Here is a 13,929-nt window from a genome sequence, read left to right on the forward strand (position 1 = left end):
GCTTATTAAATGTCGTAGTTATTCGAAGGACTGTGATCAATAACGGATTGCACGACTCGTTTAACCACGGATTTTGCGGCATCCTGGATGGAAATTCCGCCGATCTCATCTGCGTTAACTTCGATAAATCCTTTGCCCCCAATGATCTCGCGAGCTGTCTCAAGTTCGCCCGCATTGATCGAATCATGGGATACCAGTGAGATCAGGCCGGCGTCGTTCAACACCTTTGCCATCTCCGCCGTTCCGCGGAGCGTTTCTCCACTGACGCTCTCAAGCAGCATCGTATGGTAACCGGATGACACCAGTCGCTTCTCCACTTCCTTGGCGAGAGCTACCGTATCCGAGCCAGCAAACCAGACTGTGAGCGGCGATTGTCCTTTCTGCTGGGCGCGAACTTCTCTCGTGATCCCCGTATCCAGCGTGGCAAATCGGCTGTCTCCCTTCAGCGCTTGATCGATGACTCCGCAAGCGGACGTCATGTTGGTGACACGATCAATGAGGATAAAACCTCCGATGCTCTTATTGTGCTCAAAGGAATCGAAGACGATCTGATCCGACAGCGTGAATTCACACTTGGCCAATTCGTTCTTAACAATCTGATCCGCCGGAACGGTCTGGCCCGTGTTAATGTCAATTTTATGGGTAATTGCCGTTACAGTGCCCGGAAGAGTCTTCGTTCCGACCTTGACCCAATAATGCTTGCCTGGAGTCAGGACGGAATCGTCCATCCACAGGATCGTAGAAGCGAAGCTGTCAGCTTCTTGGACTTGATTGTCCGTCGTGAGCACGCAACCCCTCGAGACATCAACTTCGCGGTCCAGTTGTATCGTAACCGGTTGGCCAGCATAAGCCGAATCCTGAGCTTGGTCCGTCACCAAAATCCGCTTAACCTTTGCTTTTTCCCGACTTGGCAGCGTCATGAGTTCGTCTCCGACCGAAACCTTTCCAGCCTCGATCTGGCCCTGGAACCCACGGAACGTATGGTCCGGTCTGCTTACACGCTGAACCGGCATCATGAAAGGCTTCGTATCATCGGTAGTATGAACATCTATATTTTCCAAATAAGGCAATAAAGCTAACCCTTCGTACCATGGGCTATTTGGCGACTTAGTTGTGATGTTGTCCCCTTCCGTAGCGGACACGGGAATGACCTGAATGCTCTTGATTTGGAATTCGGCCGTCGTTTGGATGAACTCTTCCTTGATCGCCTCGAACGTCCCCTGATCAAAGCCAACCAGATCCATCTTGTTCACAGCCAATACGAGATGCTTGATCCCCATCAGGGCGCAGATCCGGGCATGGCGTTTGGTTTGGGTAATGATGCCTTTGGTAGCGTCCACCAGAATGATGGCTAGATCGGCAAAGGAAGCACCTACAGCCATGTTGCGCGTATACTCTTCGTGTCCCGGTGTGTCAGCCACGATGAAGGAACGATGAGACGTCGTAAAATAACGATAAGCCACATCAATGGTAATCCCTTGTTCACGTTCGGCCAGCAAACCATCAAGGAGCAGCGAGTAGTCGATCTTGCCGCCTCGGCTTCCCAATCGACTATCGAGCTCAAGCGCGCGCTCTTGATCGGCGAACAGCAGCTTGGCGTCATAGAGCATATGTCCGATCAGCGTGGACTTGCCGTCATCCACACTTCCGCAGGTAATGAATTTAAGTAGACTCTTCATGTTAGAAATAGCCCTCCCGTTTGCGTCGTTCCATGCTTCCCGCTGCTTCTTGATCGATAACCCGACTGGTCCGTTCGGAGGATAACGCACCCAATGTCTCCTCAATGATCTCGTCCAGCGTAACAGCATCGGACTCGACTCCGCCCGTGAGCGGGTAACAACCCAAGGTGCGGAAGCGAATCTTCTTCATCTCGATCTTCTCTCCAGGCTCAAGCTTCATCCGCTCGTCATCCACCATGATGATATGCCCGTCACGATTAACGATCGGTCTTACGTCGGCGGAGTACAGCGGAACGATATCGATGTTCTCCCGACGAATGTATTGCCAGATATCCTTCTCAGTCCAGTTAGACAGCGGAAAAACTCGAATGCTCTCTCCCTTGTTGATTCGCGTGTTGAACAGCTTCCACATCTCCGGACGCTGGTTCTTCGGGTCCCACGAGTGGTTCTTGTTCCGGAACGAGAAAATCCGCTCCTTCGCACGCGACTTCTCCTCATCACGTCTTCCGCCACCGAACGCAACCGTGAATCCGTATTTATCCAATCCCTGCTTCAGGGCTGTGGTTTTCATAATGTCGGTATATGCGGAACCATGGTCGAAAGGGTTGATTCCTTGTTGAATAGCCTCTTCATTAGAGTGCACGATCATCTCGATACCAAATTCCTTCGCCTTTCGGTCGCGGAACTCTATCATTTCCTTAAATTTCCAGGTCGTATCGATATGCATGAATGGGAACGGCGGCTTCTCGGGGTAAAAAGCCTTTAGGGCCAAGTGCAGCATGACCGAGCTGTCCTTGCCGATGGAATACAACATGACCGGTTTCTCGCACTCCGCTGCTACTTCTCTGATAATGTATATCGCTTCAGCCTCAAGTTGATCCAGATGTGTTAGTTCTTGCATGGCAAGGCGGCCTCCTTTTAATCCTCACTAAAACCATCGTATTTATAAACTTATCCTATCAGATTCCATCTTTATTGCAAAGTGGAAAAAAGTAAAATTTATGATGTCTATGTGTTGGATCGACAATATTCAGCATGGAGTAGCGGCTCCCTCCTATCATAAAATCGCCTAAACGAATGATTTTTGTTGAGCTGCAAATGGAAACGGTTGGTTAACGATCTATATTACAATTATGATCGAGAAGGCCATGGGATTTGAAAAAAGCTGCCGTCTGTAAAGTACAGACAGCAGCTTTAATGAGTTGCCTCGTTATTTCAAAATGTCCTTTACAATCACTTACATGTTCCAGATGCGGGACAGAATCACCGCTGCTTCAGCACGGGTCAATGATTCAGTTGGTGCGATTTTGCCACCTTTTCCGTTGACGATTCCGCTTTCTACGAGGGAAGTTACGCTATCCACCGCATAAGTAGAAATACTCGCAGCATCGGAATACGAAGCCAGATTTCCGCTGCCGACAGATGGCTTACCTGCTGCTTTCAGGGCTTTCGCTGTAAGAACCATCATGTCTTGACGGGAAATGCTGCTGCCTGGTTTGAACGTGTTGTCTTCAAATCCAGAGGCGATTCCCAGCTCCTTGGCAATGGCCACGGCCTGTGCATAGTAAGCAGTAGGCTGTACATCGCTGAAGGCTGCCGTGGTCGTGCCCAGGCCCTTCAATTCAAGGGCTCTCACCAGCAGGGTGATAAAGTCAGCTCTCGTGATGGAAGCTGAAGGAGCGAAGCTCTCATCCGAAATGCCTTTAATAATATCGCGCGCCGCCATTGCTTCAACGGCTTCTTTTGCCCACAGGACATGCTGTACATCAGCAAAAGACTTGGTTACGTAGGCTACGGCATACGTGCTGAATTCTGTTGTATTGAACACAACCGATCCGGTTTTAGCATCGTATCGTCCGTTCGGCACAACTGCTGCCTTTCCTTGACTGTCAATATTCAGGATCACCAGTTGATGTGCATTGGCAAGTTCTTGGCCAGCAGGTGTGTACGGCACTGATACCGTTACAGGCGCTGCTGGATTATTCCAGGCCAGCACACGGTCCCCAGCTTTGATACTAAGGTCGATCGCCGGACGGCTGCCCACTTTGGCTCGGACTTCCGCACTCAAGCGATCTGCCAAGACTTTGCTAATCTGAATAGAGACTTGATCCGCTTGTTCAGTATTGTTAGACAGCATGTTGGACGGAATTTGAAGTGCTGCATGCTCTGTCTTAAGTACAAACTCAACATTATTATTGCTCTGCAGGTTTGAAGTTGGCAGCTGCACCACATAGGATTGGGCATTTGCCTGCTTCGGCACTTCGATGGTAACCTGTTTCTTGCCATTTGCTCCTGTAGTAGCCTGTTCAATCGCTTTATTCAGGCTGTCGCTTGAAATGGTTGCTGTGGCTGTTCCATTTTCGACTTTCACTACAGGCACAATTGCCGAGTCGCTGCCTGGAAGCAGTGGTTGCGGCTGCGGAGTAGTACCGGAGTTCGATCCGCCACTGCTGCCACCATTATTCCCGCCACTGTTGTTGCCTCCACCGTCGTTTCCTCCTGGAGAAGGTTTGCCCGTGAGCGTCAATTCACCAAATACGGACGTATCCTGGTAACCTTGACCGGATGCATCATTCCATGCGTTTACGCTGATTCTGTTGCCGTCTTTGGCATCGTTAATCTGCGCATCGAAGCCGATCTTGGCATTATTCGCAGGCTTCACCTTTTTGAATGGAATTTTCATCTCGACCGTGTAGTTGGTACCGGAAACAGAGACTTTGGATTCGAAACCTGCTGCAATTTCTGCAGGATTAAAGGTAGCAAGGTTCTCGAAGTTCACTCGGTATTGTCCATCATCATCCTGGAAGCTGGACGTTTTGCCGTTATTTTCATCGACAAATACTTCGACGGAATCCTGCTCCCATACATTTGGATTGGTCTTGTTCAGTTGATCGTCTCTGACTTGAGCGAGCACATAGAGATTGTCGTCATCCCACAGTACTCTTGCCGTTCCTGTTGCACCGGACCACGCCATTTGCTTCGTATCGAGTTTCAACTCAGGAGCTTTGCTCCATATGCTGTCTACAGAACCATCAATGGATGGTGTCCCATAGTAAGCACTTGATTTCTTGTAATCAAGCTCTTCGGGTGGATGTTCTGCCAGATACTTCTCTGGATCAACGACCCCGTAGAACGCCTCTTTGGCTTGAAAATCCTTGTCAAACAAAGTCGGATTTTGCTCGGCTCTCCAGCTCGTACTGTCATTCAATCCCCAGAAGGTCACACGCGGAATATGCTCGCTGTTCTTCTTGTAGAGATCCATCAATGAGGCATACAGATAGGCCTGCTGCTTCGCTTCTTTTTCAGTGATTGCAGAGTTCGTGCCTGCCATAATGTCCAATTCAGTAACACTGACTTCCACACCCAAGGAAATGAAACGTTCGAGTGACATCTTCACATTGTCCAATCTCGTACCCAGATTGTAGTGGGCTTGCATGCCGATGCCATCAATCAGTTTCTCACCAGGGTGATCTTTCGCGTAATTCTCATTGATCTCTTTCACCATGCTGTAGATCGCTGTAGATTTATTTTGGTTGTCATCGTTGTAGTCATTGTAGTAAAGCTTGATATCCCAGCCATTCTCGTCAATGACTTCTTTGGCTGCACGGTATGCCTGCTCAAGATAGTCAGGGCCGATGGCCTGTAACCAGCCGGAATTACGCAATGCATTTTCCCAATCTTGCGGATTAGCCGGGTTGTCGTTCATGGCTTCGTTGACAACATCCCAGGAGATGACTTTGTCACCAAAGTGTTCAACGACCGTTTGAACATGTGTTCTCAGGTTCTCCAGAGCTTCTTCACGGCTCAAAGGTTCGCCGTTTTCTGCCGTATGCAGCCATGTAGGAGACTGTGCATGCCATACGAGCACGTGACCGTGCAGATCAAGGCCTGCATCCTGTACTCTTTGGACAAGGGCATCTTCTGCGGTGAAATCAAATTGTCTGTCCGTGTTGTATGCATAATCCGGCTTCATATCATTCTCAAACGTGACGACATTATGATGCTTCGTCAGCAGCTTGAGCCGGGTCTCGTCAAAGGTCGCCGGATTAACAATGTTACCGATCAGGAAATGATCCTTGTAAACCTCCTTCAGATCAGGAAGGTCCTCTTGAATCGGAGGGGCAGCAGTTACAGGACCCACATATTTTAGAGCAAAATCATCCAGGAAGAAGGTACGGTTCCCACCATCGTCATTTGCCGTTTCAATATACGCATTGAGTACGCTTGGAGTCGTCGTGAGTGTATACTTTCCTGTTAGATGTACCCAATCTTGATCTGTAACCGTTGCATTTTGTGAAACATTCGCATAGCCACTCTCCGCGTATTGAACACTAATACGAAGCGTTGTAGGCGCCTCGCCTGGTGCCATTTTCACCCATGCAGATAGCTCATATTCGTGATTCTTCGCCATTTTGCCTGCAGCATCAACTAAGGCTGCATCATATTGCGCCGTAGTCGTTACAAGCAAACTTTGCTTGCCATCAGGTGTATGATTATCCTCTTGGGAGAGGACAACCGTTTCGCGGCCGTTACGTGCTTTAAATCCATCCAGACCGCTCTCAAAGTCTGCAGTGATTCCTGTTTTATCCACAATCTCTGGTGCGGTTTCACCAGGGGTTTCTTCCTGGGTAATCGTGATATCCCCGATATAGAATTGCACACCTTTCCCTGCATCATCGGATTTAATCCGCAGAGCTGTCTTATCCACACTGTTCACGGAGAGAGGGGCAGAAAGCGTAATCCCTTGTCCAGCTATAAAGTCGGAAGAGCTAATTGCCGAGTATCCTTCCGAGCCAGACACGCCCTTATTGGTTACAACCTCCAAGACAGCTTTTCCAGCTGCAGGTGGATTAATATCAGTATCGACATAGACGGAAGCGGTTACAGAATACTCTTGGCCATCGGTCAAACCAAGATCGGTGAATGCAAGATCCACGCCATCATAGTTTTTGGATCGGTTACTGACTTTTAGCGCTGCTCCATCCTCATTGCCCTCAAACAACTTGCCTGTGACAGCTTCCAGCTGGGCACCACCAGATTGAGTTGCTTTGCCCTTACCATTCTGGAATGTTTCCTGATAGACAATCTGTGAATTCGATGCTGCTGGATCTGCTGCACTAACTTTCGAAGCCGTCAAGCCGCCCGGAAGAAGCAGAGCCACTGCGAGTAACCCGGAAACGACCTGCTTAAATGATTTCCTCATTCGAAGCCTTCCCCCCATACCAAATTTTTTATAAACCATGTAAAGCGCTTACATAATTTACTGTAACCAACCTCCTTTCTCACCAGATAATACCACTTCATGGAAGAGAATTCTTACTCCAAATTAAAGGTGAATCCTAGATTATTTCAGGACTATATCAAGTCTGATACGGGTATGGACATACTTTTCGTTCCGATGATCGGGCCTCGGCAACTAAATTCGAGAAGCTAGTATAAGAAGTAACAGACAGAAAAAGACGCTGGATATAAATTCCTTCCCAGCGTCTTTCATTTCTTTGTAACATGTTAGTCTTCTTTTGCGTAGAGACATACGACATATTTTCGGTAATTCAGCTTTGAGTTTTCTGTTATATGATAATCCAATATATTTGTATCAGAAAATAATCCCTTAGTCTGTGGTTACCGCCACTGACTTCACATTAACAGTATGTGGGAGCATGTGGGGGGGTTAGGATCTGTGTTAGTCGGATAAACCCCTTGATTTATAAGGATTTTATCCGCGGTGTATTGCTCTTTTTGTTCCTGTATTGTTACTTGTGGACGGTGTTCGTCAACAAGTCGTCAACAGATGCGCTGTTGTGTGTATCTTCAAGGGGTAGTCTAACGCAGGTTACTTGAACAGTGAAAGATTCGCCAAAAAAACTCACACTTCAACGTGTACTTTTAAGGGAGTTAGGATTTTGATAACTTTCCCTACTCCTTCTCTTCAAGACGATTGAATATAAAATAATTAAATTTGAAAACAAAACAAGTTACTCTTCCGAATTATCATCGTTCACATCATAGTACACTATATTGCTCGGCAGTTTGATATTCGGTACCCACAGTTTTCTTCCGCCCCAGCCTTTGTCGCCTGTCATTTTATAAACAGTCAAAACAAACTTATCCTGAATCGAAGCGCCCAGCTGCCAATCGTTCGGTGACAAAAGTGCACCAGTACCTTTTGCAACGTTTCTATTTCTGCGAACAATGAGAACTCCCTGCGCCGAAGGTTGTTCGGATAATAACGAGCTGATAATAGACACAAAAGAATTGATTCGGAAATCTACATCAGAAGTAATGTGGCTTAGTATTTGAATCATCAATCGTAAGTTTACTTGATAATAGTCCTCTGTATCGCTAAAGGGTGTCAGAAGCTTATCCAACTCTTCGATGGAGTCGTTCTCTGGTGAAAATGGATAGTAGTTGGTACCGCCTGATATAATGCCCACTTTTTTATTATCCAGCACATTCTTTCTGGTGGGATTAATGCCTTCTGGATAATAAATTTTAATGTTGCTCAAACCGCGTTCCACCTGGGAAATAATTGAATTATTTGTCGCATTTATATCAGAAAATAGTTTATATAGATTTTCGTCAATAAAAACTCGCATCAGGCCTTCATCACGATCGTATCCAAACATACGGCTATGCTGCCACATCGTATCTGCCTGCGGCTTTTTTGCAGTACGTGTATAATAAATCGTCTGCAGCCCTGGGAATGTAACTCCTCTCCCCAATGTATTCCCCCCAATTACTATATTGGAACCTGTTTCATATTGATCACTCGTAACCGCAGAAGATCCATTCATAACTAGCACCTCGATTCGGTTGCCCATTAAGAGTTCTTTTATTTTGGCATAAACTTCTTTAAAGGCTGCGCGTTTAAATTTCTGCGGATGCTTTCGATCAAACACATTCTTCAATTCTTTTATAAATGCAGGGTCATCAATATTTTGCATGCAATACTCAAGTTCCTTCTCCACTTCGATCTGAAATTGGGTGTGAACTGCCTTGCGAACACTTGGATGAATCAAGAAATTACAAACCTTACCATCGGATGTAAAAATTTGACCTGTTGCCACAAGATGATGAATAATTGCAGTTTTTAAGGGATTTTCAAGTGTGTCTGTGATCGCTATACACGGCGATACACCTTCTTTTGGAAAGAAGAAATCACCGCCAAGATAACCAGCGCCGGGGCGAAAATAGTAAGTAAAATAGGGATGCCAACCTGAAGCTACCGTTTGCAAAAGTATAGATTGCGGTGTACCGGTTACCTGAAGATAAATGCTGCAAGCCGCTTTTGTTTTTATTTCTTCCAAATACTTGTTGATTGAAGATTTTAGATTTTTATTTACTAAAGTATTTAAAGAAGCTGCATCAGCTTCATCGTCAATGATAAACAGAGGATTTCCTTTCATAAAACCGGTCGATGCCAAGATATTAGACCATTGCTTCAATGTGTTAACATTTTTCTTCAATACAATAATTGTAGGTTTCATCAAACAGTTTTGTGTAAAAATCTCCGAATCGTATTCATCACAAACACAGTATTCTTTTAAATCTGCTCGAACTCTATCAATTGTCTGCTGTTGAAGTACAACATTATCGGTTGTTAAAATAATAAACACAGGAAAACCCAAATCAGATGCAACCGATATAATACCAAACATCTGACCGGTTTTTCCAGACTGCACATTGCCAAACAGCAGACCTATTTCATGGTCGCAAAATGAAAACTTCTCTAAGTATGCAGGTGCGACATCATTTACGGTTTTTTTTATAGATTCTGCAAGCTGGAGGTTCCCTCTATCCGTTATAGTCTGGAGATAGGATTCTAAATATTTCAACTTGTTACCTCCTCTGCATCTGTATTAGGCAAAAACGAGAGCATCCAAACTTCCATTTCTGTACCGTCTTCATCAACGGTTTTCATTTCGGTTTTGGTAAGGGTAATACTTTTTCTACCGTATTTTTCAAGTATTTCTTCGGTTATCAGTCCTTTAAATGCACTATCAGCTTCAACCTGATTTACTGGATCTACTAGACCCGAAGCAACAAGACGGCCTTTTACCCAGCGGCCCATAATTTTTAGATCATCTTTAGAGTAGAGATTCTTATTGTTTTGACCGCAAGTCCATGCTTTAAATTTCCATCCATCATCTGTAACTGCCATGAAGGGTACTTGATGCTCCGGATAGCCTGGGAGGTCTCGAATTTCTTTACTTACCACCATTTCGATTTCCCACCATACTCGTTTACGACCGCTTGCATAACAAACATTGATGTTGGAACCTCGCATCATTGGATCTTCGTGGTTAACAGGAACCTTTAAAGGAATTTCAAAAGAGAGGTCTGTAACATTTCTTCTATAAGCGGCCACCTCGTCCGAGGTGATTTTTGTTACAAACTCTTGATCTACCAATGCACTGTTGATTTCACGAACGAGCGGGACTTTTATCTCTTGAATGTTGGTGGAGCAGGTTGGCTCCTTTAGTTTGCTGATAATTTTTGATATTTCTTCGATTTCTTCGGGAATTTCAGTAACAGTGGAGATTTCATATTGCCGCAGATTAGTTGCTTCAAGTTTTATAGCACCCAGGTTATTGGATCCAACTATTCCTGCAACTGGGCACCCATTCTTATAAAAAGTGTAAAGCTTACCGTGATATTTGAACGCTTTTACAATCCTTACCTCACCTACACCCGCTCGCTTCCATGACTCGTTAAGTAATACAGCCGCATGGTAAGTACCCTCAGGCATACCTTCCAGGTAGTACATGCCAATATTGAGGCATACATGACTGATCCCACAATCTTCAACGATTTTTTGCAACTCCACAAGAGATGCCTTTGAAACATAGCCAACCGCGATATCTAAACAATCACAGCTTGCAGCTGCTTCGTTGAAATACTCAATAAACGATTGCTGTCCCTCTTCCAGGCGCAGCGGTAAGATATTTGAATATAGTAATCGCATTTTTATGTTTGCTCCCTTAATAAAAGTGAGGTGAATTGGGGGATTCTTCATAAACGTCTTCTGTCTCATAGCTTCGTAAGTGCACATCATTCGTTATCGTTTTTGCTCTCCCTTATTTGCAAAAAAGTGCTTACGTTTAACCGTGGCAGTCATGCTCTTTCTAGTATAATTGGATAAAAAACTAAAATTCGACAAACTTCTAATACATCCTTCAAAAGGAAATATTACCTATGGACTTATATCAAATAGGCAAAACTATTCCTACTATATCAATAATATATAAAAAGGACTTAGTGAAAAGAAAGACAATACGGCATAAAGTAAAGACCACTTGAGATTAAGTAGAGTAGTCATTTATTCAATATTATGGTCAGCAGTCTTACTCACAATCTATCCAATACATTAGATATAAACATTGTACAAGGAATAACTTGATGTAGAAATTAAAAAAAAGGTCTGTTACTCCGCAGATTTAAAAATACCCCCGGAAATGTGTTGGAGTATTAGAACATATGCTTGACAGTGAACCTTGTAGTATGAACAGCCGTTTTCTCTTTGAAAAATCAAATACTCTATATAAAAAATAATTCTCCCTGTTATTCTCTGAAAAGAGCAGTTCGTTTATTGTGAAATAAAATTGTGTACATTTCCCATAGTTGGTTGTCTTAACTTCAATATAACGTTCACTGCCATCAGCATTATATGATTTTATATCATAACCCTCTCCATCGCCTAATTCCATAGAAACCCAACTTATATGGGATGCCAGGTCTTCTCGGCCTATAAACTTTAATCTCGCTTTTTCGTATTCAATGACAAACTTTTCTCCCAAATCACCTAGAGTTCTGTTTTTTTTATCTTGACCATCAAAATCATATTTCTTACCAATACTTCTTTTCACTTTAAAATCTTTATTTGAGTGTGCAGGGCTGTCTTCCAGCAAATCAAGTAATCTTGGCCCTTCTTCTACAGTACTTGAAACACTTATCTTTTGTGCTTCTTTTTGAAAAAGAGCTAACACATCGGTATTTAGATTTAAGTATTGATCAATAATTTCGGATACCAAATTTTGATAATTCCCTCTTGGCTTGTACCCATTAATATATGGCAGGCCTTTTTCAATCATAGCAGCACTGATATTGCAATGTTTAAACTCTATTGATCCTCTTGATCTTGCTGACAACTTTGATTGCAACAATTTAGCATGAAATGTTTTATTGTACTCTTCACCTCTTAACTCTGCGACCAGCATACTAATATAATCTGAAATTATTAAATTAACTTCACTTAACGACCAGTCTTCTCCCATAAAATCACCTCAATAGATATGCTTGGGGGACCCAAGTATCAGATGGATAATGAGCATGGCTTTACATTAATGATATATCAAGGAATATCATTGGTTTTTAGTATAGAATATGAGCATTTTTATTAAAGTTACATTTCTAAAAATAATACAGATATTTGACTATTTTAAAAACCTAAATGACTGATAAATACATTACACCCTCCGTTATTCAGGCAGATTTACTCGTGATGCGGATAAGATAGATTTAGTAAATAAGAGGCAAAGGCAGCCGGATCACATCCGGCTACCTTGCATAACGTGATTTGGTAAATCCATGCGCATCATAGTCGGGGCCGTGAAACAAACGAACAAATGGAGATATTTTTTTCTCCGTTTCCCCTGTGTAGAGCAAGACCGCTTTTTCCTTTGCCCGGGATAAGGAGACATACAAAATCTTTCTCTCTTCATTAAAAATGGCATCTTCATCATGTATAAAATTGTTTGACCATTTGTCGTTCCCTGAACGCTTAAGCAGATCATCAATCTTCGATTTCCGGGGGTAATGGGAAGAATCAAAATGCAAAATAAACACATAATCAAACTCGAGTCCCTTTACCGCAAAGGCATCGGTAAAAAAAACAGGCTTCCGTTGCTGGGAGTAATTAAACCGTCTGCCGTAGCTTTCAACGCCAATGACATCGAACTCTCGGTTCAACCGCATTCGCGTCCGACAGTTTTGGGTTTTCCAGAGATCCCCATCATACCTGTGAATAACCGCAATGGAGCAGTCCTCTTTTTGACAGCGAAGAGCATGAATCTCCCTGACTAAGTACCGATTTAAGGTTTCTGTTGTCTGGTAGTACCGAATTTCCGGTTTCGGGCCTTCACGTACGAACACGAGATCATCCTCGCGGTCATTTTCAGCATCCAGGAAAGGGATCGATCTTGCCAGCTTCATGATCTGCTTGGTCGAACGGTAATTTATCTTCAGCCTGCGGGTACGCCTACCCTCAACTTCAATCCCCAAATCCTTAAAGGCAAAAGGCGTTCGCTTATAAATGCGCTGTTTTAAATCACCGGATAGCGTTAAACTTTTCTTTGCCAGGAGCACTAGGCTTTTTAACTGCATCGGCTGCAAATCTTGAACCTCATCAATAAAGACATGATCATATTTTAATCCATCTGGCAACCTATCCATATGCTTCAGCAGGAGAAGTGCGTAATCTTCCGGATCGTAATCCTTCCCATACGTCTCTTCACGGTGCCGATGATACGCCGTAAACATCTGAAATACGGTATAACGTTGTTCCTTCGTTAAACGAGGGTTAATCCCCCGTCCTGCCCGCTCACAGTTTGAGTACAGCTCTTCCGTTACATAGCCGTTTGCTTTCATCCATAAAAACTCTTCCAGCAGAAACCTGTCAAAATGCGTATTATACAGTTTTCTATCCGTAGGAAGTCGTACATACTCTGGGGTTTGAATGTATTTCTCCGTAAAACTCTTGCAACGGCGCTGGGCAAGATCATCAAATTTGTCAAGCTTATGCGTGGACATCTCCAGATGTTCGACTTCTATGATCCCCGATTCTTTTAAGAGTTTGCTGACCATGAAATGATACGTATAAAAATGAATCGTGTGTGCATCTTTTAAATCCCTGAATATGGGGGACTGCATACATCGTTTATTGGCATCCTGCATTAGTGTTGGATTAAAAGAGACATATAAAATACGGGACGGCTCGGGTTCAGCCATCACCTTAAACATCCGTCCTAAAAGTGTGATGCTTTTTCCGCTGCCTGCCGAACCATTAATTAGAAGTTGCCTCTCCTGTGTATGCACGACGGCAAGCTGTTCCCGGCTCAGCTTAATCCCGTCCAGCAACGTGCCATTTTTTATAATTTCGTTCCAGCAGTGCTGATTCTGAAGTTGTTCATTCTTCTTGTAATGTTTTTCAACCCAAGCCTCAGCCAACTGATTCCAAAAGAAAGGAAGCATG

General features: G+C 44.0%; 7 protein-coding genes. All 7 read right to left on the bottom strand.

What is annotated here, in order from left to right:
• Window positions 1-5: 5 nt before the first annotated feature.
• The gene (locus GUA98_RS13540) at window positions 6-1,679 is read right to left on the bottom strand and encodes a GTP-binding protein (RefSeq protein ID WP_193723347.1); all 1,674 of its coding nucleotides are present in this window, start codon (window positions 1,677-1,679) and stop codon (window positions 6-8) included.
• 1 nt (window position 1,680) lies between these two features.
• Entirely contained in the window at window positions 1,681-2,580 is a 900-nt protein-coding gene (cysD, locus tag GUA98_RS13545; protein ID WP_095288547.1) for a sulfate adenylyltransferase subunit CysD, read from the bottom strand.
• A gap of 336 nt (window positions 2,581-2,916) precedes the next feature.
• Complete coding sequence (locus GUA98_RS13550; protein ID WP_193723348.1) at window positions 2,917-6,882, bottom strand: endo-1,4-beta-xylanase; 3,966 nt, start codon at window positions 6,880-6,882, stop codon at window positions 2,917-2,919.
• 772 nt (window positions 6,883-7,654) lie between these two features.
• The gene (locus GUA98_RS13555) at window positions 7,655-9,514 is read right to left on the bottom strand and encodes a Z1 domain-containing protein (RefSeq protein WP_193723349.1); all 1,860 of its coding nucleotides are present in this window, start codon (window positions 9,512-9,514) and stop codon (window positions 7,655-7,657) included.
• Window positions 9,511-10,695 (bottom strand): restriction endonuclease PLD domain-containing protein, encoded by a 1,185-nt coding sequence (locus GUA98_RS13560; protein ID WP_227779613.1) that lies wholly within the window; start codon window positions 10,693-10,695, stop codon window positions 9,511-9,513. Before GUA98_RS13560 ends, GUA98_RS13555 begins: the two co-directional genes overlap by 4 nt.
• Before the next feature lie 421 nt (window positions 10,696-11,116).
• On the bottom strand, window positions 11,117-11,953 hold the full coding sequence (locus GUA98_RS13565; protein ID WP_193723351.1) for a DUF3883 domain-containing protein: 837 nt from the start codon (window positions 11,951-11,953) through the stop codon (window positions 11,117-11,119).
• A gap of 283 nt (window positions 11,954-12,236) precedes the next feature.
• On the bottom strand, window positions 12,237-13,928 hold the full coding sequence (locus GUA98_RS13570; protein WP_193723352.1) for a UvrD-helicase domain-containing protein: 1,692 nt from the start codon (window positions 13,926-13,928) through the stop codon (window positions 12,237-12,239).
• Window position 13,929: the final 1 nt, after the last annotated feature.

Source organism: Paenibacillus sp. P13VS (assembly GCF_015143645.1).
GTDB lineage: Bacteria > Bacillota > Bacilli > Paenibacillales > Paenibacillaceae > Paenibacillus > Paenibacillus xylanilyticus_A.

Coding starts and splice junctions, on each gene's coding strand:
- GUA98_RS13540 (WP_193723347.1), bottom strand. CDS start 1,679: ATGAAGAGTCTACTTAAATTCATTACCTGCGGAAGTGTGGATGACGGC.
- cysD (WP_095288547.1), bottom strand. CDS start 2,580: ATGCAAGAACTAACACATCTGGATCAACTTGAGGCTGAAGCGATATAC.
- GUA98_RS13550 (WP_193723348.1), bottom strand. CDS start 6,882: ATGAGGAAATCATTTAAGCAGGTCGTTTCCGGGTTACTCGCAGTGGCT.
- GUA98_RS13560 (WP_227779613.1), bottom strand. CDS start 10,695: ATGAAGAATCCCCCAATTCACCTCACTTTTATTAAGGGAGCAAACATA.
- GUA98_RS13565 (WP_193723351.1), bottom strand. CDS start 11,953: ATGGGAGAAGACTGGTCGTTAAGTGAAGTTAATTTAATAATTTCAGAT.
- GUA98_RS13570 (WP_193723352.1), bottom strand. CDS start 13,928: ATGCTTCCTTTCTTTTGGAATCAGTTGGCTGAGGCTTGGGTTGAAAAA.